This window comes from Acinetobacter haemolyticus (assembly GCF_900406815.1).
GTDB classification, from domain to species: domain Bacteria; phylum Pseudomonadota; class Gammaproteobacteria; order Pseudomonadales; family Moraxellaceae; genus Acinetobacter; species Acinetobacter haemolyticus_A.
In genome coordinates this window covers 198,395-223,507 of record NZ_OVCN01000001.1, presented here as the reverse complement: position 1 = coordinate 223,507, position 25,113 = coordinate 198,395, and the positions used below count along the sequence as shown (strand labels likewise).

Annotated in this window: 27 protein-coding genes; 7 read left to right on the top strand and 20 right to left on the bottom strand. The window is 40.3% G+C overall.

From position 1 onward, the window contains the following. Window positions 1–51 precede the first annotated feature (51 nt). Window positions 52–384, top strand: coding sequence for a HopJ type III effector protein (locus DK207_RS01005; protein ID WP_109439598.1), 333 nt, complete (start codon window positions 52–54; stop codon window positions 382–384). A gap of 43 nt (window positions 385–427) precedes the next feature. On the opposite strand, the gene DK207_RS01000 is transcribed toward DK207_RS01005, so the two are convergent. The 5 genes from DK207_RS01000 to DK207_RS00980 form a co-directional block, all read right to left on the bottom strand. Continuing rightward, a complete protein-coding gene (locus DK207_RS01000; RefSeq protein WP_109439597.1) occupies window positions 428–1,036 on the bottom strand; it encodes a flavin reductase family protein in 609 nt (202 codons plus the stop codon). A 14-nt stretch (window positions 1,037–1,050) separates the two neighbouring features. Then, window positions 1,051–1,464: a GFA family protein gene (locus tag DK207_RS00995; RefSeq protein ID WP_109439596.1), complete on the bottom strand. Its 414-nt coding sequence runs from the start codon at window positions 1,462–1,464 to the stop codon at window positions 1,051–1,053. A gap of 130 nt (window positions 1,465–1,594) precedes the next feature. Further along, complete coding sequence (locus tag DK207_RS00990) at window positions 1,595–2,254, bottom strand: hypothetical protein (RefSeq protein WP_109439595.1); 660 nt, start codon at window positions 2,252–2,254, stop codon at window positions 1,595–1,597. A gap of 78 nt (window positions 2,255–2,332) precedes the next feature. Further along, entirely contained in the window at window positions 2,333–3,520 is a 1,188-nt protein-coding gene (locus tag DK207_RS00985) for a TIGR03862 family flavoprotein (RefSeq protein ID WP_109439594.1), read from the bottom strand. Beyond that, window positions 3,513–4,163 carry an SAM-dependent methyltransferase gene (locus DK207_RS00980; RefSeq protein ID WP_171293600.1) on the bottom strand — a complete coding sequence of 217 codons (651 nt, stop codon included), beginning with the start codon at window positions 4,161–4,163 and terminating at the stop codon, window positions 3,513–3,515. Before DK207_RS00980 ends, DK207_RS00985 begins: the two co-directional genes overlap by 8 nt. Before the next feature lie 85 nt (window positions 4,164–4,248). Between DK207_RS00980 and DK207_RS00975 the strand changes: the two genes are divergently transcribed. Further along, window positions 4,249–4,440 carry a DNA gyrase inhibitor YacG gene (locus DK207_RS00975; protein ID WP_109439592.1) on the top strand — a complete coding sequence of 64 codons (192 nt, stop codon included), beginning with the start codon at window positions 4,249–4,251 and terminating at the stop codon, window positions 4,438–4,440. A 14-nt stretch (window positions 4,441–4,454) separates the two neighbouring features. Here DK207_RS00975 and DK207_RS00970 read toward each other — a convergent pair whose 3' ends face one another. The 6 genes from DK207_RS00970 to pqqA form a co-directional block, all read right to left on the bottom strand. Then, complete coding sequence (locus tag DK207_RS00970; RefSeq protein WP_109439591.1) at window positions 4,455–5,504, bottom strand: dipeptidase; 1,050 nt, start codon at window positions 5,502–5,504, stop codon at window positions 4,455–4,457. A 16-nt stretch (window positions 5,505–5,520) separates the two neighbouring features. Further along, the gene (gene pqqE, locus DK207_RS00965) at window positions 5,521–6,675 is read right to left on the bottom strand and encodes a pyrroloquinoline quinone biosynthesis protein PqqE (protein WP_109439590.1); all 1,155 of its coding nucleotides are present in this window, start codon (window positions 6,673–6,675) and stop codon (window positions 5,521–5,523) included. Next, window positions 6,672–6,956: a pyrroloquinoline quinone biosynthesis peptide chaperone PqqD gene (gene pqqD / locus DK207_RS00960; RefSeq protein ID WP_109439589.1), complete on the bottom strand. Its 285-nt coding sequence runs from the start codon at window positions 6,954–6,956 to the stop codon at window positions 6,672–6,674. The genes pqqE and pqqD overlap by 4 nt, the downstream gene beginning before the upstream one ends. Then, window positions 6,953–7,711 (bottom strand): pyrroloquinoline-quinone synthase PqqC, encoded by a 759-nt coding sequence (pqqC, locus tag DK207_RS00955; RefSeq protein ID WP_109439588.1) that lies wholly within the window; start codon window positions 7,709–7,711, stop codon window positions 6,953–6,955. The genes pqqD and pqqC overlap by 4 nt, the downstream gene beginning before the upstream one ends. A gap of 8 nt (window positions 7,712–7,719) precedes the next feature. Then, window positions 7,720–8,631 (bottom strand): pyrroloquinoline quinone biosynthesis protein PqqB, encoded by a 912-nt coding sequence (pqqB, locus tag DK207_RS00950; protein ID WP_109439587.1) that lies wholly within the window; start codon window positions 8,629–8,631, stop codon window positions 7,720–7,722. A gap of 74 nt (window positions 8,632–8,705) precedes the next feature. Next, window positions 8,706–8,780, bottom strand: coding sequence for a pyrroloquinoline quinone precursor peptide PqqA (gene pqqA / locus DK207_RS00945; RefSeq protein ID WP_075316535.1), 75 nt, complete (start codon window positions 8,778–8,780; stop codon window positions 8,706–8,708). Window positions 8,781–9,196: 416 nt separating this feature from the next. Between pqqA and DK207_RS00940 the strand changes: the two genes are divergently transcribed. Continuing rightward, window positions 9,197–10,933 carry a hypothetical protein gene (locus tag DK207_RS00940; RefSeq protein WP_109439586.1) on the top strand — a complete coding sequence of 579 codons (1,737 nt, stop codon included), beginning with the start codon at window positions 9,197–9,199 and terminating at the stop codon, window positions 10,931–10,933. Window positions 10,934–10,984: 51 nt separating this feature from the next. Here DK207_RS00940 and DK207_RS00935 read toward each other — a convergent pair whose 3' ends face one another. From DK207_RS00935 to DK207_RS00915, 5 genes are all read right to left on the bottom strand, one after another. Beyond that, window positions 10,985–11,629 (bottom strand): MBL fold metallo-hydrolase, encoded by a 645-nt coding sequence (locus DK207_RS00935; protein ID WP_109439585.1) that lies wholly within the window; start codon window positions 11,627–11,629, stop codon window positions 10,985–10,987. Between the two features lie 23 nt (window positions 11,630–11,652). Beyond that, window positions 11,653–12,669, bottom strand: coding sequence for a ferrochelatase (gene hemH, locus DK207_RS00930; protein WP_109439584.1), 1,017 nt, complete (start codon window positions 12,667–12,669; stop codon window positions 11,653–11,655). Window positions 12,670–12,738: 69 nt separating this feature from the next. Next, window positions 12,739–13,767 (bottom strand): DUF4062 domain-containing protein, encoded by a 1,029-nt coding sequence (locus tag DK207_RS00925; protein WP_109439583.1) that lies wholly within the window; start codon window positions 13,765–13,767, stop codon window positions 12,739–12,741. Between the two features lie 103 nt (window positions 13,768–13,870). Next, on the bottom strand, window positions 13,871–14,752 hold the full coding sequence (murI, locus tag DK207_RS00920) for a glutamate racemase (RefSeq protein ID WP_109439582.1): 882 nt from the start codon (window positions 14,750–14,752) through the stop codon (window positions 13,871–13,873). A gap of 41 nt (window positions 14,753–14,793) precedes the next feature. Beyond that, entirely contained in the window at window positions 14,794–15,405 is a 612-nt protein-coding gene (locus tag DK207_RS00915; protein ID WP_109439581.1) for a DUF1285 domain-containing protein, read from the bottom strand. Between the two features lie 187 nt (window positions 15,406–15,592). Here DK207_RS00915 and DK207_RS00910 point away from each other — a divergent pair, with 187 nt between their 5' ends. Next, a complete protein-coding gene (locus tag DK207_RS00910; protein ID WP_109439580.1) occupies window positions 15,593–17,305 on the top strand; it encodes an electron transfer flavoprotein-ubiquinone oxidoreductase in 1,713 nt (570 codons plus the stop codon). A gap of 122 nt (window positions 17,306–17,427) precedes the next feature. Here the strand turns inward: DK207_RS00910 and tusA are convergent, their stop codons facing one another. Further along, on the bottom strand, window positions 17,428–17,685 hold the full coding sequence (gene tusA / locus DK207_RS00905) for a sulfurtransferase TusA (RefSeq protein ID WP_100834091.1): 258 nt from the start codon (window positions 17,683–17,685) through the stop codon (window positions 17,428–17,430). 175 nt (window positions 17,686–17,860) lie between these two features. Between tusA and DK207_RS00900 the strand changes: the two genes are divergently transcribed. Then, complete coding sequence (locus DK207_RS00900) at window positions 17,861–18,700, top strand: HlyC/CorC family transporter (RefSeq protein ID WP_109439579.1); 840 nt, start codon at window positions 17,861–17,863, stop codon at window positions 18,698–18,700. Continuing rightward, window positions 18,697–20,256: an apolipoprotein N-acyltransferase gene (lnt, locus tag DK207_RS00895; RefSeq protein ID WP_109439578.1), complete on the top strand. Its 1,560-nt coding sequence runs from the start codon at window positions 18,697–18,699 to the stop codon at window positions 20,254–20,256. The genes DK207_RS00900 and lnt overlap by 4 nt, the downstream gene beginning before the upstream one ends. An 87-nt stretch (window positions 20,257–20,343) precedes the next feature. On the opposite strand, the gene DK207_RS00890 is transcribed toward lnt, so the two are convergent. The 3 genes from DK207_RS00890 to gspF all read right to left on the bottom strand — a co-directional run bounded on the left by DK207_RS00890 (window position 20,344) and on the right by gspF (window position 22,699). Next, window positions 20,344–20,688, bottom strand: a complete 345-nt coding sequence (locus tag DK207_RS00890; protein ID WP_109439577.1) for a hypothetical protein — start codon at window positions 20,686–20,688, stop codon at window positions 20,344–20,346. A 263-nt stretch (window positions 20,689–20,951) separates the two neighbouring features. Then, window positions 20,952–21,494: a type II secretion system major pseudopilin GspG gene (gene gspG, locus DK207_RS00885; protein WP_109439576.1), complete on the bottom strand. Its 543-nt coding sequence runs from the start codon at window positions 21,492–21,494 to the stop codon at window positions 20,952–20,954. Continuing rightward, entirely contained in the window at window positions 21,494–22,699 is a 1,206-nt protein-coding gene (gene gspF, locus DK207_RS00880) for a type II secretion system inner membrane protein GspF (protein ID WP_109439575.1), read from the bottom strand. Before gspF ends, gspG begins: the two co-directional genes overlap by 1 nt. A 148-nt stretch (window positions 22,700–22,847) precedes the next feature. On the opposite strand from gspF, the gene DK207_RS00875 reads away from it, so the two are divergent. Continuing rightward, entirely contained in the window at window positions 22,848–25,073 is a 2,226-nt protein-coding gene (locus DK207_RS00875) for a primosomal protein N' (RefSeq protein WP_109439574.1), read from the top strand. Window positions 25,074–25,113: the final 40 nt, after the last annotated feature.

The following is a 25,113-nucleotide window of genomic DNA, read 5'->3' as shown; positions in this document are numbered from 1 at the left end:
GATACATCATGTTATGATTGTCCGCTGACGAAATAACAATGGAAAGTCCTCATGGCACAAAGCTTACTCGCACAATTAAAAGATGGCTCAGCAAAATTTGCAGATGTGTTGGCATTTATTGAAGCACGCTATCAACACACCCCAACTGCTTTTCAAAATGGTGCACAATTTAATGCTGCAACTGAAAATCAAGGCAGTGCCAAAGTTTTTTCTTTTGCTAAAATTGGAGGTCTAAATGCTGAAGATACCTTAAGTTTATTTGCTGAGCATTATGCATCTGTATTAGCAACACCAGAAGGAACTGATCATCAAAACATTCGTCAATTTATGCAAAATGGCTGGGATGGCGTGAAGTTTGAAGGTGAGGCGCTAGTCGCAAAATAATAAAAATAGGAGGTATTTTACCTCCTATTGTTTCTATCTGATTTTATGGTCGTTTGAGGGCTTGTAATCCAGTGGTGAAACTATAAAAATCCCCACCCATTCTTCCCACACTATCCAATTGCTGTTGATCAATCATGCCTGTGTCGGCTTGCCACAACCGATCATCCACATAAATAGACTTCACATCTAACAGGACAACCGTTCCCCCTGTCGGTAATGAACTGAGTTGAATGACCTCTCGCAAATGACATTCATAGCGAATCATAGAATCCTTAACCGATAAAGGCTTTACCCGATGACTTGGACAAGATTCGATTTTAGCAAAATCAAATTCACTTTGATCTGATGGCAGTGCAGCACAAGACAAATTCATTTTCTCAAGTAACTGAGTATTCACGATATGCACTACGCATTCTTTGGTCTCAATTAAATTTCGTAAGGTATCTTTATCCTGACCTGTTCTTGGATTCACTTGTGAGTACCAAAGAATAGGCGGATTACAACTTGCCACATTAAAAAAAGAATAAGGTGCAAGATTAGCCATACCATCTACAGATAAGGTACTAATCCAAGCAATTGGACGAGGTGTAACTCCCCCATTTAACAAACGATAGATTTCATTTGCTTGTAAATTTGCTGTTTCAAAAATCATAATTAAAGGCTACTTTAAGGACGCTCAGCGTATTGTGGCAAATCATCAGCAATACAGTCCCATTCTGCTTTAGATGCAGTGAAAATATGCAGACTTGGTTTTTGCTGTAATGGTGTATCTAAGGTGCCGATCCTCAACCGATAATGCTCAGGTGTATCAGTTTTTATGCTCATGATTGGAGAGCCACATTCACTACAGAAACAACGCTGTGTGGTATCCGTAGATTGAAACTTCTTCAGTAGATGCTCGCCTTTGGTAATTTTAAAATCAGCTATTTTTATCGGCGCATTGGTCGCAAAAGCTGTTCCATTCGCTTTACGGCAGCGTTGACAATGACATTGGATGATCTCGCCTATTTCGCCATGAATCTCATAATGAATTCCATCACATAAACAACTACCATGATATACAGGTGAAGTTTGAGACATTGCAATTCTCCTTGTTAATCTTTTAAATCTAACATTTTTAAATGCGCACTAGCATCCAGCATATATGTGAGATAAGTTTTTATAGCAACAATCCATCATCTATCCAGCCAATAGTAAAAAACCTTAAGGCTCAACCCATAATCATCGCAAATAATCCTGCGATAAAAAGATAAAAAATGACAGGAAGTCCCAAAAACCAGAACTTTGCCCAGCCATTTGTTTTAAAAACTACCGTTGCACCTCGATAACTGACCCAACAAGACAAAAATAAAAAAGGAATAGGAACTAGCGATAAAGTTGAAGAATGACTAAAAGCATCGAGATAATTTGTATATAGCTTAGTTTGAATGAGAGTAATAATCAGGATAGGTAGAACATAAACAAATGATTGTAATACAAATACCTGTCGAGCAAGCTGAGGATCAATATGGGTCGCACCAGAAAATTGTAAACGAACCTTGTACCACCAGCCTTGCACTAACCAAATAAGTGCCGCCCCCAGAAATCCCAATCCTAGCACCCACAACCAGTAATTCCACCATGAGGCTTGAATCATGCTCACCATCGCCGTAGGAGATCCAAACTCAGCCCTCAGTAATTGCTGGTCAATCCGATCCATAACTCCCACAACGCCAATGAGATATGCAATCAACAGAATACTTTTATAATGATAATGAGGAGATTGTAAGAAAAATTGCTTCGGCTGAAAAAACAAACTCAGCAATTGCTTAGGTTGGAATAGCTTAATGATTTGTTTATCGTAAACGTCTACAGCTGTTTCAGTATTCATATACCCTCTTAAAATTCATTTAGATTTTTTTATTCAGGCATAATATCGAATATTTTGAAAAAAAGTAGCTGTTTTATATCATTTGATCAAATGATGTATCCCTTCACCTGCTGCACGTCCTGTTGCAAAACAAGCAGTCAACAAATATCCCCCCGTTGGTGCATCCCAGTCCAACATCTCACCACAACAGAATACGTAAGGATTTGATTGTAATTGTAACTGTGATGACAATGCCGTTTGCTTAATCCCGCCAGCACAGCTAATCGCTTCTTCGATTGGACGAAATCCACTAAGGGAAATTGTAAGTCCTTTGATCTGCTCGGCCATTTGCTTCGCGTCTGACCATATGTTTTTAGCGACCACCTCACGGATTAAATTAATTTTCACTTGATCCAAACCTGCTTTTCGCCAAAGATTGGTGAGCGACTGCTTCTTATTTCCTTGTAATTTTTTTACTAATTGATCAAGGCTGATATCAGGCAACAAATCTAAATGAAGCTGCATATTTTGATCTTGAGCGAGCCGAGATCTTAAATCACGCCCTAATTTATAAATCACACCACTTTCAAAACCATAGTGAGTAATCACAATATCCCCATGGGTCTTGTGCTCAGGCATAACCCAAGCATCGACTCGTTTGAGGGGTTGCCCCAAACAATCCTGCATAAATGGCGACCATGATTTCAATACACCGGCATTACTTGCTTGGAAGGGTGTGATCTCATCATTTTGCAACCATTGCTGCCACGCACCATCACTCCCCAATTGCGACCACGATACAGCACCACAAGCCAGTACAATGGCATCATAAGTCGCAGTAAAGCGTTGGCTCTGGTTTTCGATGGTCAATTGATTTTTAGATAAGCCAACACATCGATGCCGATAATAAAATTTAACCCCATCCGCAGCTAATCGTTTTAACCATGCGCGAAGTAACGGCGCAGCTTTCATTTCTATGGGGAACACACGCCCTGAGCTGCCGATATAGGATTCAATCCCCAAATCCTTCATCCAGCCTTGTATCCATTGTGCATCCCATTGTTTGACCCAAGGACTTAGCCATTCGGCATGATCGTAACGCTGGATAAAAGTCTGTATGGGCTCAGCATGGGAAATATTAAGACCGGTTTTACCTGCCATCAAAAACTTGCGAGCAGCTGATGGTTTCTGTTCAAAGATATCAACTTCATAACCATATTGAGCAAGGACTTCGGCAGTCATTAAACCTGCTGGCCCAGCTCCAATAATGGCGATACGCTTAGGCATTATTGTTCTCTTGCTCTTTTTGCCCTTGTAAAGGTGCAAAATCATCAAAGTGAGTTGAATACGTAATAGGCTTGGTGATGACTAACTGTTGGCAAGGTTCCCCACGTTCCAAATATTTAATTTCAAAATGTGTTCTTGCAGAATCTACTGCAATTTTTTGTTTCTCATAAGGTAATTTCCATACATGCATTAACTGCTGTTCCGCTTCATCAATGTATGAAGGAATATTACTCGCTAAGGTAATCGTACCATTCGGTCGAAGACGCGAGAGTAAAAACTCAAAAAACGGCATATTCAACCAACGCTGGGCTGGGTTATGCGGTTCTGGATTTGGATAAAGAATGAAAAATTGTTCTACTTGAGCAGGAAATAATGCGTGTACGATCCAAGGCAAAGCATCCGCATGAATCGGATATAGGTGTTCACGTACTTCGAGCTGATGCTGTTTTTGCATCGCTAAAAATTTTTCTTTGGTTCGTTCAATTGCATACAGTGTTGTTTGTGGATTCTGCCCTGTAAACAGCAATGCATGTTTACCTTTTCCAGCACCGATTTCAACGCAAATCGGCGTATTGGGAATCACAACAAAATCTCGAGGTGCTTGCATTCGGTAGGCTTGAAATTGACGAATCGACATATTCACATCAAACTATCTATAAATCGGCATAAGTCTAACAACTCACTTTACTTTTGCCTAATCTATTTGTTTTATGTTTTAGGAATTTTATATGCCTCGTACATTCCCCTGCCCACGTTGTGGCGAAAGCAGCACTTGGGAAGGCAATGAATTTCGCCCTTTTTGCTCAGAGCGCTGCAAGTTAATTGATCTTGGTGCTTGGGCCAGTGATGAATATAAACTGCCAACCCAAGATGCACCTCAAGCAGAACTAAAACGTGGTGAAGATGATTATGAGGACTAAATGTCCTCATTTGATTACATCCAAATTCGATTCAATACATTCAACCAATTATGCCAACAAATTTTGTTAATCAATTCTATTGAATAATGTCGTTCCCGCATTCGCTCAATAAGTCTGTGCAAACCTGTAACATCCTCGATTTCAGTGCTAATCAGCGCGCCATCGAAGTCAGAGCCGAAACCGACATGATCCTCCCCCATTCGATCTATTAAATATTGGAGATGTTCTAAAAGTACATCAATGGGCGTGTTCGCATCCCGCTGTCCATCTTTACGCAAAAATGCGACGTCAAAATTTACACCGACGATGCCTTTAGAATCTCGAATGGCTTTGAGTTGAGAATCTGTTAAGTTTCTGGCTTGTTGGCACAAAGCATGGACATTGGAATGAGTCGCGACGATTGGCTGTTGAAGAATATTCTCTGTATCCCAAAAGGCTTTTTCGTTCATATGGGAAACATCTATCACCATTTTTTTATCAGCACAGCGCTTTATAAATGCTTTACCCTCGCGTGTAAGACCAGCTCCCGTATCTGGTGAGTGAGGAAATTTGGCATTTAAACCATGTCCAAAACGACTGGGTCTATTCCAAAGTGGACCGATGCTACGAAGCCCTCCATCATAAAATACATCGAGTAAATCTGGATTGAGCTGGAGTGCTTCGGCACCTTCCATATGCAACACAATCGCTAACTTTTGTTGTGTGAGGCAGTGTTGAATGTCCTCAACCTTTGTGCAAATTTGAATATCGTTAGAATACTGAGCAAGTTGTTTTGCTAAATCGAGTTGTTCCAGACAAATTTGTTCAATTTGCTGTTGTGTAAAGTCTGAGGCAGTTTGGTCAAATAGTTTGTTGGGATGATGCTGCTGAACATAGCTGTATGGAGGTAAGAAAATCGCAAACATGCCGCCAACAAAACCTGCTTGTTGGCAACGTGTTAAATCAAGATGTCCTGCTAAACGATCGTGGATAAAAGCTTGGGCAGGATTGCTATGATCGCTTAACCACAAACGCGTGAGCACATCATTATGGCCATCAAAAACAGGAAATTTGCCATGCTTCATATCGTTTTTCTCGTAGCTAATCATCTGCAATATTTTGAATAGGAATGTTTTGCTGAACCGTAAATTGCTTTGAATTTTTAGTATTACGGAACACCAATTTCTCTAGCGTTGAATCAAGTTCACTCTCGGCACGTGCCTGCTCAATCACTTGATGATAGGGCGATTTGCCACAGACAGGGTCTGCATTGCTTGCATCACCTGTTAACATATAGGCTTGGCAACGACAGCCGCCAAAATCACGATCTTTATCTGGACAACTACGACAACCTTCTGGCATCCATGCATCGCCACGGAAGTGATTAAAACCAGTAGATTCATACCAAATTTTTGAGAGGCTTTGCTCACGAACATTTGGGAAAGCAATAGGCAATTGTCTTGCTGCGTGGCAAGGCAGCGCCATACCATCTGGAGCGACTGTAAAGAAAATTTTGCCCCAGCCATTCATACAAGCTTTTGGTCTTTCCTCGTAATAGTCAGGCACCACAAAAATAAGTTTGCACGGATGATTTTGCGCTTTTAACTTTTCCCGATATTCATTGGTAATACGTTCAGCACGGATCAATTGCTCTTGTGTCGGTAATAAACCTTGGCGGTTTAAAAAAGCCCATCCATAAAACTGACAAATTGCTAACTCGACTGTATCTGCATTAAGTTCTAGGCAAAGCTCGATAATTTTATCAATCTGGTCAATGTTATGTCGATGAATCACAAAATTAAGGACCATTGGATAATCATATTTCTTAACCAGTCGGCACATTTCATACTTTTGTTCAAAAGCATGCTTTGAGCCTGCCAAAGCATCATTGACGACGGGATCACTCGCTTGAAAGCTCACTTGAATGTGGTCTAGGCCCGCTTGCTTTAGATCGGCAATACGTTGTTCGGTAAGTCCCATACCAGAGGTAATGAGGTTGGTATAAAAACCTTGTTGATGAGCATGTGCAACGAGTTGTTCTAAATCCTGACGTACCAGTGGTTCACCGCCAGAAAAACCAAGTTGAACAGCACCCATCTGACGCGCCTGATCAAAAACGTTAAACCACTCTTGGGTGGTCAGTTCATTTTTGTGTTGTGCGTAATCTAAAGGGTTTGAGCAATATGGACATTGTAACGGACAACGATACGTTAACTCCGCCAATAGCCATAGAGGTAAACCAACACCATGGCTCATCTAAAATCAATCCAATGCTGTTGCTGAGCAACTAACATATAATCAATAACATCGTGATCAATTTCAGCTATATCGCCAAATTGCTGTTTGAGCTGGGTAATAATGTCGGAAACTTTATTTTTTCCATCAATATACTGTCCAATGGCCCCTGCACTTTCATTCAAAGTAATCATGCCTTCAGGATATAAAATCACAAAACCATTTTGAGCAGGTTCAAACTGAAAGCGATAACCTTGTCGCCATGTCGGCACAAGCTTTACATCAAATTGTTCTTTATTCATTTGAATAGTCCTTTGTGCCATACTCGTTCTTGAGTCACGCTGTGATATGGTGCTTGATTGTGTACATATGCCAGTATTAAGGCATCTAAAATGCTCCACAAAATATCCAGTTTAAACTGTAATATTTCCAGCATTCTTTGTTGTTGTTCATGCGTAGTAAATGAATCAAGTGTGATTGTTAGACCATGTTCAACATCACGGCGTGCTTGACTTAAACGAGAGCGGAAATATTCATAGCCCTTGTCATCAATCCAAGGATAGTGTTGTGGCCATGACTCAAGACGAGACTGATGAATTTGAGGTGCAAATAGTTCGGTTAAGGAGCTACTCGCTGCCTCACGCCACGAAGCACGGCGTGCAAAATTGACATAGGCATCTACAGCAAATCGTACACCAGGTAAAACCAACTCTTCGGAAATAACCTGTTCACGGCTCAAGCCTACAGCCTCGGCTAACCGTAACCATGCTTCTCGTCCACCGCCATCAGGATATTCACCATCTTGGTCAATCATGCGCTGAATCCATTCCTGACGCACGCGTTGATCTGGGCAATTTGCCATGATCGCAGCATCTTTTAGCGGAATATTGATCTGATAGTAGTAGCGGTTTGCAACCCAAGCCTGAATTTGTTGTTGAGTGGCTTTTCCTTCATACATCATCACATGAAATGGATGATAGATATGATAATACTGACCTTTATCAATAATGGCCTGTTTGAATTGTTCAGTCGTTAAAGCTTCAGGTGTTTGAGTCATGTTTCACCTTAGAGTTCAATTTGCATGCCATCAAAGGCAACTTCTACGTGATTTGCTTTTAGTTCGGCGAATTGAGCAGAGTCTTCATTTAAAATTGGATTGGTATTGTTAATATGAATCAGTACTTTCTTCGGTGTATTGAGTTGGTTCAAATAAGATAACGAACCGCCTTCACCACTAATGTATAAATGCCCCATCTCACGGCCAGTTTTTTTCCCTACGCCAGTTTGTTGCATTTCATCATCTGTCCAGAGTGTGCCATCAATCATGACACAGTCAGAATTTTGCATAATCTGCATGATTCGATCATCAATCTTTCCAAGCCCTGGTGCATAGAACAACTGTTTTTGTGTTTTATGATCTTTGATGATTAAGGCAATGTTGTCGCCCTCATGCGGGTCATGGCGATGTGGAGAATATGGCGGCGCAGCGCTTTGAATAATTAAAGGTAAAAATTCTAAATTTTCAAAATTATCGATTTTAAATGCTTGTTTAGGATCAATCTCATGATATTGAAGACCACCATTCCAGTGTTTCAGCATATTGAACACCGGAAAACCCGTGGTGAGATCCTGATAGACCATTTCAGTACACCACACATTCATTGGACAGCCTTCACGTAAAGTTAAAAGTCCAGTGGTATGGTCAAGTTGGCTATCCATTAAAATAACGTTGGTAATACCAGTATCACGTAATTTACGTGCAGGTTGAGCCGCTTTAAAGTCAAATAATTGCTGGCGAATATCAGGTGATGCGTTTAATAAAATCCAGTCTATGCCGTTTTCTGAAACCGCAATTGAAGATTGAGTACGTACTTTGGCATTCATCGTACCTGTACGGACACCGTGACAATTTGGGCAATTACAGTTCCACTGAGGGAAGCCGCCTCCAGCCGCTGAACCTAAAATATAAATATACATAAAATTAATATCTTATTAGAAAGAGATAAGCCCTAGAAATAACTAGGGCTTATGAAAAATGGGGTTATAAATAATTAACGTGCTTCAAAGTACATTGTCACTTCAAAACCAATTCGAACATCAGTAAAAGCGGGTTTCGTCCATTGCATAAAATCGTCTCCAATCAGCATTTATCTTCTGAGATTAAACACCTGATTCAACTTAAATAAAGCATTCAAAAATTCATTCTAAATAAAAATTCCAGCTTTGTAGACCGTATCTATAGAAGATATTGTTCGATAATTGTGATTTTTGTCTAAATTTTAGTATCTTGCACCGATGATGCATTTCGTCCCCACCCATAGACTCAATCACCGCTCAATTTAATAAAAATTTACACATTTTAAATATGTGACTTACATCACAGTAATTTACTTTTCCATGATGTTATGCAAATCTTATTTGAGTAATTTTTCTGTAATCATGCTTCCAGATTACCCATAACAACCAAAGCATTCAGCTGATTCAATCACTATTATTTTCGATCAGCCTTAATAAAAATATTTAGATTCAACAGGATGTTAAAATGAATAATGAGATTCCATATCCTCTAAAATTATTGGCAACACAGATTGATCCGAATTTAGATCACAATTGGCAAATCACATTGCAATGCTTGTTTGCAGATATCCAGCCTCATGAACGTGAGATTATTTGCCAACATATTCTGCAACAAAAGAAAATCCACTGGAATAGAAAAGAGAATACCTTCTGCTACATTGCCAAACATGATTTTCATTCATTGATTGAAAAAACGCACTCTACTTATACCAAGATCCTGATCAAGCAAATTGCAGACTCATTGGATAAATTAAAAAATTACGATGATATCTATCAAATATCTGATTATTTAGAAAACATTTTGAGTCAAATCAATCAAATTGATACCGAGGATGATCTCGACTTACAAGCACAAAAGCAGCAGATTCTAAAAGAATTTATTTACGCAGCAGCACAGATCATTCTTGAAAAAGATCATATCGTGTTATCCAACAATCACCGTCATATTAATAACGATGTAATCAAAACTTTTATTACTGAAGTATTCTTAAAACAACAACTTTTAAAATACAGTTTTAATATCCTACGTTCACAACAACTTAGAGAGGAAAAGAACCACCTGCTCAAATACTTTCTTTATAAACAACAAAAAACCAGACAGCTCGATATTGTAAAAACATCCAAATATATTTTTGCACTTGCCCCTAGCGCTGAAGGAATGGTGAATACGTTTTCAATTCGGCGATTCCTCCAAGAAGAAAAATTTGAAGCCTGTGAAAATATCTATATCAATGCAGCAATCTTAGTGCTTGAACAAATAGATGACCCTATCCATCAGCAACAATTTGAATGGCAGATCAATCACATCATAACCATTGATAAACAAGTGAACCAATATGTGTCCGATATCGTACGCAATATCGAGTTATATTGTCACAAAGAGCTGATTCCTTTTCTTATGGCGCCACTCAATCCGCGGGGGATTTTTATTGAAAAGTTGGTAGAACAACGGCTCATTGATTTTGAACAAAAATTATCTACTCATGTACTCGAACCAATCGCAGATGCCTTAAAACATTCAGTACATCACATAGATGAGTGCCATTATTTATATATCAATATTAAACAAATACTAGATGATTTAATTCGACACTTTTTGGAATTTCAATCTCAACCTTCCATTATTTTCAATAAACAAGTCCATTTGTTCATCGCCAGACTAAAATCTTACGCGACCCTTTTACAAAAAAGACATACCGATATTTTCACCGTATTTTCCTATGAGGATTGGAAACAACATCATGCCGAAGCATTAGAACCCACCAATCTCCTAAAAGACCTTAGCCTTAGTTCTCTTCAAGAATACAAGGATGCTTTTTCTGAGCTTAAAGAAAATCAACGTTTATTAAAGCAAAGCGTTTCGTTTCTGCATAAATTGCTGAATAAACCTCAAAAAATTAAAGATAATATTATTAAGTTAAAAGAGAAAACGGTTCAAATTAAGAAAAATGCCCATCAGGAAATTATTCGGATGCAACGACGATTCCCTTCCCTGATCGTTTATTTAGAATTTGAATCATTGATTTCGGTCAATCACAAACAGCGTCACTATGCTTTCCCAACGGGTGATAATGGAATTACACGCTTACCGATATTGATTGAGATTCCAGAAGACAGAGCGTCTTTTGACTTACAAAGTATCTGTAATAGTTTGAATTTTGATTTAAGTCTTGCCAATCAGAAATGGCTAGAAACGATTTGATCGAACAATATGCTTCTGTATAGAGATGATACAGAAGCATAACTCAACCCATTAACCAGCTTTACTCGCAACAAAAGGATTGAATTGTTTTTCATATCCAATGGTGCTGATTGGACCATGACCTGAAATAAATTGAGTCTCATCAGGTAAGCTAAAACACTCACGTTGAATCGAATCTAAAAGTTGTTGGTGATCTCCTCTTGGGAAATCAGTACGACCGATGGAGCCTTTAAACAACACATCACCAGTCCAAAGTAAACCATGTTTCTTGTTATAGAACATCACATGACCTGGCGTATGTCCGGGTGCAAAACGTACTTCAAACTCATCTTCACCCAGTTTCAGTACTTCACCACCTTCTAACCACTGATTTACTTTGACAGGTTGTGGAATCGGAAAGCCATAACGTGCTGAGACTTCTTGAATCATATCTAACCAGAACTGGTCTTCTTTATGCGGACCAATCACTGGAATTTTCCATGTTTCAGCAAGCTCCCCCACAGCACCAGCATGGTCAAGATGCCCATGCGTGAGCCACAAAGCTTTTACCTTTAAGCCCAAATCTTCAACTTCTTTTTTAAGTACAGCCGCATCCCCACCCGCATCAATCAAAATTGCTTCTTTGGTCTCACTGTCCCATAAGATGGAACAATTTTGGGCGAAAGCAGTAACAGGAACAATTTTGACTTGCAGCATAAAAACCTCTGGCTAAAACGCAGTTAACGGTGGGCTAAGGTATGAGTTAGGCCATCAAGATTAGCCTGAACCAGACTCGCAAGCAAATCTATATGTGCTTGATCGGTATTCAATGCAGGAATATAAGCATAATCACCACCACCCGCATGTTGAAAGATTTCTTTATTTTGTATCGCCAACTCTTCGAGCGTTTCCAAACAATCTGCTGAAAATGCAGGGCTCAACACCTGCACAGATTTCACGCCAGCTTTCCCCCATTGTTCAAGCAGTACATCGGTATATGGTTTTACCCATTCTTGTTTACCGAAGCGGGATTGGAAACTAATTGCCCACTCATCTTCATTCAAATGCAGCGCCTCTGCCACTAAACGTGCCGTCACTCGACAACGATCCGCATAGGGGTCACCTTTATCTGCATAAGGCTGCGGAATCCCATGAAAAGACATCAATAACTTTTCAGCTTTACCGTGCTGAGATTGATAATTCAACACACTATCTGCCAATGCCTGAATAAACATCGGATGTTGGTGATAGTCTTTCATAATGGTGATGCCTGGCAAATGACGTTGCTTTGGAATCCATTTAGCAAAGACATCATAAAGCGGCGCTGTCGAGGTTGCAGAATATTGTGGGAACAAAGGTAATAGAATCACATGCTCTTGTGGTGATTTTTCAAGTTGGGACAAAACATCATATATGCTGGGTTGCCCATACGTCATTGCAGGCACAACGGTCAGATCAAAATGATGATTTTCATCTTCTAAACGTTTTTTGATTAAGCGCGTTTGCTCAAGTACGATTTCACGCATTGGGGAGTCATTTGACCAAACTGAAGCATAGGCTTCTGCAACTCGTTCTGGGCGGAATGGCAAAACAAATAAATTTAGAATGATCCACCAAAGCAATTTGGGAATTTCAATGACACGCGTATCAGATAAAAACTGCTTGAGGAAGCGACGTACTGCTGGCGCAGTTGCTTCATCTGGCGTACCTAGATTTGCCAGAACCACAGTCACTTTCGGTTTTAGTGTCGCTGACATAGATCGCATCCGCTATAGCTGAATTTATTCAATTACTTTAGCAGTTTTCGCGTCCTTTTTTAAATTGAATTAATGCATCGTCTTAAACTGAAAAACTCGATGGCTATCCAAGACATTACTTTCTAAAAGCTTCTGACCTTTAGCAGTTAATTGCCATAGCATACGTTGACGATCATCACGACCTGTCGGCATGATCCACTCATTTTGACGCATTTGCAATTTGATCTCATGCAAAGCTCGAATATTGACTTGTGCGCGTGACACCGCGTGTGCTCTTGGCATTTCCTTGCGTGCATCCTCCAAACCTGTTTCATTCAAATATTCATTCATACGTTTGGAAAAATATTCTTCAGGTGTAGGAATCACAAAATTTGAACCAAGGACATACAGTAACTGTGCCCAAGTCATTTTCCGATGGGGCTTAATCTCTTTAAAATTACCATCTTGATAAGCATGCATACGATATTCAAAGGAATAGAGCTCATACATTGAAACTTTCGGCAAACTGGTGAGTGGATCAGCCTCACGACTCCCCAACTCTGTTTCAAGTTGTTTAACTTTAGCGCGTAAGCTATCTATTTCATCACGTAATACTTGGGTATTTTGCGGACGTACCCAACCGACTACAGGATAACGCTCTAACATTTGCGGCATACTTGAACGAACCGCGAGTTCTAAATCTCTTAAGCTACGATAACAAAAAACTTGATCAACTTCGTGTTGTAACTGCTTTCTAAACTCTTTGAATTTTTCTTTCAGTTCAGTTTTATGATCATGGAGTTTGGCTTCACGAGACTCTGGGTCTTCATGCATAAATACAATTACGGGTTTTTGTTTGGTCATTGCATAAATATATTCCAAATGCATATAACCGACACCTGAAACAGATTGCTCGCCGTACTGACTCCCCAATAAAATGACAACATAATCACAATCATCAATCTGACGACGCGCAATCGATGTACTTAATGGCGTACGTTGTTCCAAACCCCACGAGAAGAAGCCCATACCCACCAAAGTTTGTGCTAAAACCGCTCTCTCTGGTTGCATTTCATTACCAGAGGTGGAAATAAAGACTTGATAACGAGTATCTTGCATAGGCGAAGCCCCAATTTATTTATCAATAACATCAAGTTCTAATCTTGATTTTTATTAAAAGACAACCCCGATAAACTATGAAATAGGGTTCGATTGATTACGTTTATGCACGTAATTCATCGCCCAAATTATGAATCGTCCATGTTAGTTGTTTGGGTATAAGGTGCTGAAGTACAGGCTTTAGTAACGCAGCATTATTACCACTGACAAAACATTCAATACGAGAAATATCATGACGTATTTTGTCAGATAATAACCCATTTTTAATCAAAATATACGCTGTTTGTCTCGCAACTGCTTGTCCAGAATCAATTAACTTTAAATTTTCATCAAAAACCTGACGAATTGCGGGTTTGAGAAATGGATAATGTGTACAACCAAGAACTAAAAAATCAGCGCCTTGATCTATGACAGGTTGAAGTATCTCTCGTAATACGGCTGTACATGCCTCACTCATTTGCTCCCCAGCTTCAACAAAAGGTACCAACGCCAAACTGGTGACCGTCAGTACTTTTACTCCTGCTGGTTCAGCAAAATTTAACATAACATCTTTAATCAACTGCCCACGAAAAGTCGCAGGCGTAGCCAATACTGCAACAACCTTCGTTTGTGTCTGAATCACAGCCGGTTTCAAGGCGGGAACTAATCCAATAATTGGAAAGCGCTCACCATAATGTTCACGTAAATAGTCAAGACTAAATGCAGATGCCGTATTACATGCCACCACAGCAATCTTACATCCTCGGCGATAAAGCCACTCGACCGCCTGTGCTGTTAGCATACGAATTTCTTGATCTGAACGTGCACCATAGGGTACATGTGCCGTATCCGCATAATAAACAATACGCTCATGGGGTAAATGCAGAGCAATTTCTTGTGCTATTGACAATCCTCCAATCCCTGAATCAAAAATACCAATCGGCGCATCTGCGGATGCTTGAGGCATAGGGTCAAGTAATTGAGCTAAAAATTGCACTGCTGTCATATACACGAATATTGGTTTATTTGCTCTTTCAAGCTTAAACCTCAGGTGCTTAAATGCAAGACCAAATCACCACTTTTTAATGTTAAAACCGTGTCACCTTGTTGATTTTCAGACAAGTTGCCATAGTTAACGAGGTGATAAAAACTTTGCCGTTGAATTAATGCATTCATTCCAAATCGTACATGCACATAAGGGCGCAACTCGCCCGCAAATTCGCGCATAAAAATAGGATGCTGTTCATCTACAATCACTACATCTTGATTGGTTGTGGTGAGTTGTAAATAAGTTTTTCCTTCAATCTCGACCTGATCAGCTTGGTTAATTAAAAGTGGTTCGTCTTCAACTTCAATTTCAATCTGTTCAACAGGTGTTTTTAAATAAAATTTTCCATCTTCCTTCCAGAGAACTTTACTAAATAGGTCGAGTAATGCCTGTCGCTTAATCAATTGACCTTCGTGCCACCACTCACCGTTGGCTTTTATCTTTAAATCCATTTTGCCACAATGCTTTGGATGCCACTGCTCTAAAGGCGGAATTGACCTTTTGTGACTTTGCTGTACATCTTTTAAGTATTGTGCAATGTTCATTAAGTTTTTATCATCAGAAAACACGATTTTTCCTGTATTCTGTGAAGAATCATTTTCATTTATCATAGTTTATGCCTTGCTGACGAGAAAATATGACCGCTCAGCCAATTGGCGGGATCAAGGTTTAAAACTATACTATCCCAAATACTTGCAAGCACACTAGTCGCATTTGTGTTTGGTAATTGAGAATACTCATGGCAGCACCGAATTAAATCATTACGGTTGCCACCCTATAAAATATGAGGAGTCCTACATGGAACACATCGAACGTGAAGCGATGGAGTTTGACGTAGTGATCGTAGGCGCAGGACCTGCGGGTTTATCTGCTGCGATTAAAATTCGTCAACTAGCGATTGAAAACAACCTACCTGACCTTTCTGTGTGTGTTGTTGAAAAAGGCTCTGAAGTAGGTGCGCATATCCTATCTGGTGCTGTACTTGAACCACGTGCCATGAATGAACTCTTTCCGAATTGGAAAGAAGAAGGTGCGCCGCTCAATGTACCTGTTACTGAAGACGAAACTTATTTCTTATTGTCTGATACAAAAGCACAAAAAATGCCGTATTGGATGGTACCAAAATCAATGCATAACGAAGGCAACTATGTTATCTCATTAGGTAACGTGGTTCGCTGGTTAGGTCAAAAAGCAGAAGAATTAGAAGTATCGATCTTCCCTGGCTTTGCTGCATCAGAAATTCTTTACCATGAAGATGGTACTGTAAAAGGGATTCAAACTGGTGATATGGGTATCGGCAAAGATGGTCAACCAACGCATAACTTTGCACCAGGCTATGAATTGCATGCCAAATATACTTTATTTGCAGAGGGTTGCCGCGGACACCTAGGTAAACGCTTGATTGCTGGTTTTGCACTTGACCGTGATGCTGATCCACAACACTACGGTATCGGGATTAAAGAACTTTGGGAAATCGATCCATCGAAACACAAACCAGGTCTTGTGATGCATGGTGCTGGCTGGCCGTTGTCTGAAACAGGTTCTGCAGGTGGTTGGTGGTTATATCACGCTGAAAACAACCAAGTGACTTTGGGTATGATCGTAGACTTATCTTACGAAAACCCTCACATGTATCCATTCATGGAAATGCAACGTTGGAAAACACACCCAACGATTAAGCAATTCCTAGAGGGTGGTAAGCGTATTTCTTACGGCGCGCGTGCGGTAGTGAAAGGCGGTTTCAATTCTTTACCTAAGCTCACGTTCCCAGGCGGCTGCTTGATCGGTGATGATGCTGGTTTCTTGAACTTCTCAAAAATCAAAGGCTCTCACACCGCAATGAAGTCAGGCATGCTATGTGGCGAGGCTGTGTTTGAAGCGATCGCTGCGGGTGTTGCAAAAGGTGGTGACCTTGCGATTGCACGCGTTACTGAAGGTGACGACCACTTCGAAAAAGAGTTGGTTGCTTATACAGAAAAATATAACAATTCTTGGTTAAAAGAAGAGTTATATAAAGCTCGTAACTTCGGTCCTGCAATGCATAAATTTGGTACGTGGATTGGTGGTGCATTTAACTTTATCGATCAAAACATCTTTAAAGTGCCATTTACATTGCATGATTTGAAACAAGACTTTGCTGTGCTTAAAACTGTAGATTCAGCAACCTTCAAACCAAACTATCCAAAACCAGATGGTAAGTTAACGTTTGACCGTTTGTCTTCAGTATTCGTATCAAATACAGTACATGAAGAGAATCAGCCAGCTCACTTAAAGTTAACTAATCCTGAAACGCCAATTCAGGTCAACTTACCGAAGTGGGATGAGCCTGCACAACGTTACTGCCCTGCGGGTGTTTATGAAGTCATGGAAAATGATGACGGCTCGAAGCGTTTCCAAATCAACGCAGCGAACTGTGTTCACTGTAAGACTTGTGACATCAAAGACCCTTCACAGAACATCACTTGGGTAACGCCTGAAGGTGGCGGTGGTCCTAACTACCCGAATATGTAATATTCAGGTAGTCCTTGCGAAGCTTTAGTCGCTTCTCATACCCGAATATGTAAAGACTTTATAAAAAATCCGAGCTGAACAGCTCGGATTTTTATATATTCTTTTGAAAATAAAAGAGATACTTAGCCTTTCTGCACCAAATAACGATATTCAGTATTGCTGTTTTCATCCAAACTCTCTTCTTTGAGTAATAATTCATGCCCAAGATGCATACAAAATTTTGGAATATCCCATGAGGTGGAAGGATCAGTTGCAAACACCTCAACAATATCACCTGACTTAGCGCGACGGATTGCTTGATGTAACATCATCACAGGCTCAGGACAACGCAGACCTCTGGTATTTAGCTGTACTGTGGGAAGTTTTGCTTGTTCAGACATGATAAAGCTCAAATATTTTCACATTCACATTTTAGCATAAAGTAGGCTTCTAAAAATCATCATCAGTTTTTTGAAAAACTGTACATTTCTTGCATCGTTTTATTGATGCATATCTGCTTTATCTTCGGTATGATGAAAATCATCTAATTGATATAGAGAGTCTTTAGGAAAGATCATGATCGAGGAATCCAGTCCGTCGTGGGGTATGCGTGGCTTAAGAAAATGGTTAGGAACCGCACCCGAAACCCGCGATGAATTACTCAAGTTAGTTCAAGACTCCCGTCGCTTTTTAGAGCCAGATACTGTTGCTATGCTTGAGGGTGTTCTCGATCTGCCAGCAACAAAGATTCGAGAAGTCATGACGCCACGTACAGCGATAATTAGCTTACAGGAAGATGACCATTTACTTGATATCTTAGATGTTCTTATCGACTCAGCACATTCACGCTTTCCTGTGTTTTCATCAGAACAAGGCGATAATGTTGTCGGAATTCTGTTAGCCAAGGATCTTTTACCATTTTTAACAGATCGTAATGTCAACGTTGATATTCGCGCTTTAATGCGACAACCTTTATTTGTGCCAGAGAGCGCACGTTCCGATCAGGTCTTGCGTATGCTTAAAAATACGCAAACGCATATCGCCATCGTCATTGATGAGTATGGCTCAACATCTGGTTTAGTTACGCTTGAAGACATTCTCGAAGAAATTGTTGGAGAAATTGAAGACGAACATGACATTGCGGATGAAGAAGCATTATTTATCGTTCCAGATAATGATCCAACTACATCGAATACATGGATTGTGCAAGCCTTAACTCCAATTGAGCATTTTAATACAGTGCTCAATGCAGACTTTTCTGATGATGAAGTCGAAACCATGGGCGGATTATTACTGCAAGAAATTGGTCTCGTCAGTGATTTACAAGGTCAAACTATTGAACTTGGAACATGGCAATTTACCATTATTGAAGCTGATGCGCGTACGATTCACCTGATCCGAGCAGTCCGTCAATGAGAAACTTCTTTGACAAGCTGTTAAGCCCTGCCAACAATCAAAAACAGCTACCATTTATTATTCCCCTATTAATTGCACTTGTTTCTGGTGCAATCTTTAGTTTGGCACTTGCACCCTATTATTTCTGGTGGCTTGCGATTTTATCGCCTGCATTGTTATATGCCACCTTGAGACAGCGTAATCCAAAACAAGCCTTCATATTAGGTTGGGCATATGGTTTTGGTTTATGGTTTGTAGGAGCGTTTTGGCTCTATACTTCAATACATGTCTACGGCGACACCAATGCGGTTCTCAGTGTCTTAATGATCACTATCATGGCATTGGTAATGGGACTGTTCACTGCCTTACAAACATGGATATATCGTCGTTTCTTCCCAGAAACACCACTCACTTTTGCGCCACTCTGGGTTTTATTTGAATGGACCAAAACTTGGGTATTTACTGGTTTTCCGTGGTTATTTGCAGGTTACGCCTTCACTGAACGCTTCCTAGATGGCTATGCCCCTTTATTTGGTATCTATGCCGTCTCCTTTGTAGTGATTGTACTTGCTTGCGCACTCGTAGAGATTTTGAATCGTCGTTGGTTCTGGGCAATTCCGTCTGCACTCTTATTAATAGGTGCATGGGGAGCAGGGCTTATTCAATTTGTGCAGCCTAAAGATGAAAAACCTCTCAAGGTTTCTTTGCTTCAAGGCAATATTCCTCAAGATCTTAAATGGTTGACTGAATATCAAATTAAGACCCTCGAGATTTATGCCAATTTATCACGCACAGAATGGGGACAAGACCTCATTGTTTGGCCAGAATCCTCGATTCCTTTGTTCCAAACTGATATTCCTGAGTTTCTAAAAGCCATGGGTGTTCAGGCCAAAAAGACTGACACGGCTTGGGTCACAGGAATTCCGTATTGGGATATTCCCCAATCGCAACAAGCGGGTGAGCCAATGTACTACAACAGTATTATGGCTTCAGGTAGTGATTCTTCTGGCTTATACAAGAAACAGCGTTTAGTTCCTTTTGGCGAATACATTCCACTATCAGGAATGTTGAAGTGGGTGCTGCCAGCCATGCAAAATGATGTCAGTATGGCAGGATTTTCTCGTGGCGAAGCCAATCAAAAGCCCCTAATGGTTAAAGGACATGCTTTAGCAGCTGCAATTTGCTATGAAGTTGCCTATCCAAATCTAACCCGTCGGAATGCACTCAATAGTGACTTCCTCATTACGGTTTCTAATGATGCATGGTTTACAGGTACAGCAGGCCCTTGGCAACATTTACAAATGGTTCAAATGCGTGCCAAAGAAAATGGCCGTTGGTTTATTCGTGCAACCAATACAGGTGTGACAGCATTTATCGATCATCATGGACATATCGTCAAACAGGCCCCTATTGATGAAGAAGCGGTATTACGTGGAGAATTACCCGCTATGCAAGGACAAACCCTGTATAGCCGTTTAAGTGATTATCCAATTCTCATCTTCTCATTACTTCTATTGATCATAGGTTGGGTCTATCGTCCACGTAAAGTCGATGTTTCATTCAAATCCCGTCGATGATATGAAAAGAGCGTTTTACAATAAAACGCTCTTTTTTTGATCCCAGGAATATTTTTATTAGATCCAATAGCTCGGGCTGAATAAAAATCAAAATACCAGCGATAATTGCAGTGATAAATACGCAACTAAACTAGACAAAAATAACATGGGAATATAGCGATATGTTTTAAATAAAAATTGCTCATATTTAGAAATCAAATCTGCATGGCGCCAAACACTAGTTTTCAAAGCACTTAAAAAACACAACACAAACCAAGCGCTCAACATACTTAATGCAAAAAAGCCGATCATGATTTGGCTGCTGCCCTCAGCTGTTTGCCATAAAGCCAAAGCACCTTGACTAATCGGTAATAAACTTAAAATAAGCAACACAGATTTCAGCATTGCCCAATGAAACTGATTCAGTTCATCCAACACAAAAAATGCTTTCATCTGTTATCTCCACACATCAGCTCGATGATATGAATTTATTATGCAAAGCTTTGATCTAAAGAAAAAGTCTATTTTGACGCTTATTTCTTTTTTCTTGTAACCATTAAATATGGGAATAATTCTTATTATAAATCTCAAATCTACAATATTTTATCAATTACATTTATTTCAATAACTTATTATTATTTTTATTATTAAGAAACATTATCACTTCACTCCTTATTAATTTAACTTAAGAGTGAAGTGATATTTCTAATTAAAAATTATGGTTGATAATAAATATCGGCGTCGTTACCTTCTCCACCTTCTTTACCATCTGCACCAAATGAATATAAATCGAATGAGCGTCCATCACGACCTGGAATGACATACTGTAAATCATTTTCCCAACTGTCTTTTGGATAACCACCTTTCACATAACCACCAGGCAACCAATTTTTTGCAGACGCAGGCTGATTGACCAAAGCATCTAAACCACCATCTTGCATGGATGGATATCGACCATTGTCCAACTTATATTGATCTAACGCCCCAGCCACACCTTTTAAAGTAATTTGTGTGGTATCCACTTTAGCTTTTTCACCACGCCCCATCACATTCGGAACGATTAATGCAGCAAGCACACCTAAAATGACGATGACAACCATCACTTCGATGAGCGTAAATCCTGAGGCACGATTCATTCGAGTAACACTCGAACGTGCCGCAAGACGAGGAGCTATACTTTGAGTGGAAGTATTCAAGCTTTGTTCAACATTTTGCTTATTCATTGAATTATTCATATTCATCTCTTTCATGTCACTCATTAGATCATATTGTTCATATTAATAATTGGCAACATTACCGCAATCACGATCACCAATACAATTGCTGCCATAAAAATCAACATTAAAGGTTCAAGCAATGCCAATAAGGTAGAGATAAATGTAGTGACCTCTCGATCTTGCATGGTTGATGCACGATCCAACATTCGATCTAACTCACCAGAAGCTTCACCACTGCGAATCATTTGTACCATCATTGGCGGGAAATAGCCGCAACGCTCCAGTTGTGTTGCTAGATTCCCCCCTTCGGTAACTCGTTCCATCGCCACAGTAATTGCATCACGAATCACCCAGTTATTACTGACTTCAGCGCCAATGCGTAGCGCCTCAACCAAAGGAACACCAGAACGCGTCAAAATAGACAGGGTACTGGCAAAACGTGCTGCATTTATACCACGTGAAAGTTTACCAAATAGTGGCAATCTGAGCGTTAATCGGTCAAATGCATAATGACCTGCTGTCGTTCTCAAAAAACGCGTAAATAAAATCATGGCGATAAAACCAATGATCAAGATCGCCACCCATGCCTGTTTAATAAAGGCACTGGCTTTCATCAATGCAACTGTAATCCACGGCAATGCTTCTTTACTTTGCTCAAATGTTTTCACAATTTCTGGTACGACATAGGTCATCAGTCCCATGACAATTGCAAATGACATAAGCATTAAGATAATCGGGTAAATCATTGCACCCTGAATTTTCTTTTGCATGGCAAAACGATTTTCAGTGTAATCTGAAAGCTGGTCTAAAATCAGATCCAAGTGACCTGAACGCTCACCTGCAGCAACTGTAGCAATATATAATTCAGGAAAACGGCCAGACTGCTGCATTCCTTGCGCCAGCGAATGCCCTTCTAATACCTTTGATCGCACCGAAATCAATAGGTTTTGCACATGTGATTTCTCACTCTGCTTACTGACCGCACGTAATGCCTCTTCTAACGGAATACCCGCCGCCACTAAAACAGAAAGTTGCCGCGTCATCAAAGCCAGATCATAAGCACTGAAACCTTTTCTAAACCATGAGCGCTGTTGTTGTTTGTCTTTTTGCTCAACCGCATCGACTGCAATTGGCGTCCATGCTTTATCGCGTAACTGTTGGCGAATTTGACGTGCAGAATCTCCTTCGAGCACACCTTTATGTTGCTTTCCAGAAGCATCAATAGCAGTAAATTGATAAGCTGGCATGGTTCTGTTCTAATTGTCCCAAAATAGTTGTCGTTACTGTTGCATCCATATGCTGGAATCATTCATATTCATTTATACACAACGCTCAGCACTTTAGCATAATTATATGACATACAGTCATGCCATTTTACATGTGAATTAAACCAATATGCCTACCGAAAATTCTAACGCCACCTTGTACCGTATTCGTGTTGCGATACCCGTTTATGTGTATGACACGTTTGACTACACGGTCAGTGCCGAACAATATCATCAGGCACAGATTGGCGCTCGTGTCGCAGTGTCATTCGGACGCCAAAATCTGGTGGGCATTATTGTTGAAAAAATTGATCCAAATGAAGTTTTTACGGGTCAATTCAAACTGAAAGCGATTACTGAATTACTTGATAAAGAAGCGATTTTAGATCCACATGTTTTAAGGTTGATGACATGGTCAGCCCAATACTATCAATTCCCAATTGGCGAAGTGATGCAAAGCGCCCTTCCCACACTCCTGCGACAAGGACGTGCTTTAAACATTTTATTTCATCTATGGAAAATCGTGCCTAATGATGATCCAAATGCATTATTAAAACGCTCTCAAAAACAATATGATGCATATCAAATCTTAAAAATACATCCTCATGGCACCACTGAAAACGTCTTGAATCTCAGTGGTGTTGAAACAGCAACACTGAAAGCCTTAGAGAAAAAAGGGTTGGTTGAGTGTTGTCTGGAACCGCATGATTTTAGCCCCACACCTGTACAATTGGCGCAAGTACCACTCACAGCCAACGAGGATCAAAAAAGAGCGATCCAACAAATCCTCAAAGAGCAGCATCATTACCAAGCATTTTTACTAGATGGCTTAACAGGCAGTGGCAAAACTGAAGTTTATCTGCAAGTGATGCATGAAGTATTAAAGCAGGGTAAGCAGGTGTTGGTACTGGTTCCAGAAATCGGCCTTACCCCTCAAACTGTCGCTCGCTTTAAATCACGCTTTCATTGTGATATTGCTTTATTACATTCAGGTTTAAATGACTCGAAGCGCTTACAAGCATGGCAACACGCACAAACAGGAAAAGCTTCGATTGTGATCGGGACTCGTTCTGCGATCTACACGCCGCTTCCTCATCTCGGACTGATTATCCTCGATGAAGAGCATGATCTGTCTTATAAACAGCAAGAAGGCTTTCGTTATCATACCCGTGATGTAGCGCTCTACAGAGGATACTTACAACACTGCCCTGTAATTCTTGGATCTGCAACACCGAGTATCGATAGCTATCATCTGGTCGAGTCAGGCAAACTACATCTACTGGAACTCAATCAACGTGCAGGCGTCGCTGTCCTGCCAAAAATGCATGTGATTGATTTAAAAATTGCCAAGAAAAAACATGGTATCAGCCAAAATTTAATTGAGCAGATCAAACTCACCTTAGAGCGCAAAGAACAGGTGCTGATCTTTCTCAACCGTCGGGGTTATGCACCAATTCTGATGTGTGAAAGTTGTGGCTGGCAAGCCAATTGTCCCCATTGTGATGCGCATTTCACTTTGCATTCACAGCCTTATCATTATTTGCATTGTCATCATTGCGGCACCATCAATCGCCTTCCCGATCATTGTCCTGCTTGTCAGAAACAAAGTCTAAAAACGATTGGCGCTGGAACAGCAAAACTTGAAGAACATTTACAAGAATTATTTCCCCACCATGAAGTGATTCGAGTTGATCGTGACAGTACCAGCCGCGTCGGAAGTTGGCAGAAAATTTATGACCGTATCCAACAAAATAAACCGAGTATTTTATTGGGTACACAAATGCTTGCTAAAGGGCATCATTTTCCACATGTGACCTTAGTGGCTATTTTAGATATTGATGCTGGTTTACTGAGCGTCGATATCCGAGCTCCTGAACGTACTGCACAATTGATTGTACAAGTGGCCGGACGTGCTGGACGAGGCGAACATAAAGGGAATGTCTATTTACAAAGTCTTCGCCCTGACCATCCAATGCTCGCTACATTGATTAAACATGATTATCGTACGGTGGCCAAACAAATGCTGGCTGAGCGCAAACTTGCAATGCTCCCTCCTTATCGTTATACGGTATTGGTACGTGTTGAATCGAAAGATCGAGAGTATAGCCAGCATTTCTTGACGGATATTGCACAACAACTCAGAACCACGGCTGGTGATTTAGTTGATATTTGGGGACCAATTCCTGCACCGATGGAACGTAAAGCTGGACGCTATCGTGCCCATATGGTGATTTTGTCAGCCGATCGCGCCAAACTGCATTTTTATTTGCGTCAATGGTGGCAACAAGTGGTACATTTACCTCGTCAGCATCAACTCAGACTATCCATTGATGTTGACCCACAAGAGTTTAGTTAGTCTAATTCCCTATGAAAAACAGAAAAATTTGAGGCAATAG

Coding starts and splice junctions, on each gene's coding strand:
- DK207_RS00925 (WP_109439583.1), bottom strand. CDS start 13,767: ATGCAAGATACTCGTTATCAAGTCTTTATTTCCACCTCTGGTAATGAA.
- DK207_RS00940 (WP_109439586.1), top strand. CDS start 9,197: ATGAATAATGAGATTCCATATCCTCTAAAATTATTGGCAACACAGATT.
- gspF (WP_109439575.1), bottom strand. CDS start 22,699: ATGCCAGCTTATCAATTTACTGCTATTGATGCTTCTGGAAAGCAACAT.
- murI (WP_109439582.1), bottom strand. CDS start 14,752: ATGACAGCAGTGCAATTTTTAGCTCAATTACTTGACCCTATGCCTCAA.
- pqqE (WP_109439590.1), bottom strand. CDS start 6,675: ATGAGCCATGGTGTTGGTTTACCTCTATGGCTATTGGCGGAGTTAACG.
- pqqD (WP_109439589.1), bottom strand. CDS start 6,956: ATGAATAAAGAACAATTTGATGTAAAGCTTGTGCCGACATGGCGACAA.
- DK207_RS00990 (WP_109439595.1), bottom strand. CDS start 2,254: ATGAATACTGAAACAGCTGTAGACGTTTACGATAAACAAATCATTAAG.
- lnt (WP_109439578.1), top strand. CDS start 18,697: ATGAGAAACTTCTTTGACAAGCTGTTAAGCCCTGCCAACAATCAAAAA.
- DK207_RS00890 (WP_109439577.1), bottom strand. CDS start 20,688: ATGAAAGCATTTTTTGTGTTGGATGAACTGAATCAGTTTCATTGGGCA.
- DK207_RS00910 (WP_109439580.1), top strand. CDS start 15,593: ATGGAACACATCGAACGTGAAGCGATGGAGTTTGACGTAGTGATCGTA.
- DK207_RS00985 (WP_109439594.1), bottom strand. CDS start 3,520: ATGCCTAAGCGTATCGCCATTATTGGAGCTGGGCCAGCAGGTTTAATG.
- DK207_RS00900 (WP_109439579.1), top strand. CDS start 17,861: ATGATCGAGGAATCCAGTCCGTCGTGGGGTATGCGTGGCTTAAGAAAA.
- DK207_RS00875 (WP_109439574.1), top strand. CDS start 22,848: ATGCCTACCGAAAATTCTAACGCCACCTTGTACCGTATTCGTGTTGCG.
- hemH (WP_109439584.1), bottom strand. CDS start 12,669: ATGTCAGCGACACTAAAACCGAAAGTGACTGTGGTTCTGGCAAATCTA.
- tusA (WP_100834091.1), bottom strand. CDS start 17,685: ATGTCTGAACAAGCAAAACTTCCCACAGTACAGCTAAATACCAGAGGT.
- DK207_RS00915 (WP_109439581.1), bottom strand. CDS start 15,405: ATGATAAATGAAAATGATTCTTCACAGAATACAGGAAAAATCGTGTTT.
- DK207_RS00935 (WP_109439585.1), bottom strand. CDS start 11,629: ATGCTGCAAGTCAAAATTGTTCCTGTTACTGCTTTCGCCCAAAATTGT.
- DK207_RS00975 (WP_109439592.1), top strand. CDS start 4,249: ATGCCTCGTACATTCCCCTGCCCACGTTGTGGCGAAAGCAGCACTTGG.
- DK207_RS01005 (WP_109439598.1), top strand. CDS start 52: ATGGCACAAAGCTTACTCGCACAATTAAAAGATGGCTCAGCAAAATTT.
- DK207_RS01000 (WP_109439597.1), bottom strand. CDS start 1,036: ATGATTTTTGAAACAGCAAATTTACAAGCAAATGAAATCTATCGTTTG.
- DK207_RS00970 (WP_109439591.1), bottom strand. CDS start 5,504: ATGAAGCATGGCAAATTTCCTGTTTTTGATGGCCATAATGATGTGCTC.
- gspG (WP_109439576.1), bottom strand. CDS start 21,494: ATGAGTGACATGAAAGAGATGAATATGAATAATTCAATGAATAAGCAA.
- DK207_RS00995 (WP_109439596.1), bottom strand. CDS start 1,464: ATGTCTCAAACTTCACCTGTATATCATGGTAGTTGTTTATGTGATGGA.
- pqqC (WP_109439588.1), bottom strand. CDS start 7,711: ATGACTCAAACACCTGAAGCTTTAACGACTGAACAATTCAAACAGGCC.
- pqqB (WP_109439587.1), bottom strand. CDS start 8,631: ATGTATATTTATATTTTAGGTTCAGCGGCTGGAGGCGGCTTCCCTCAG.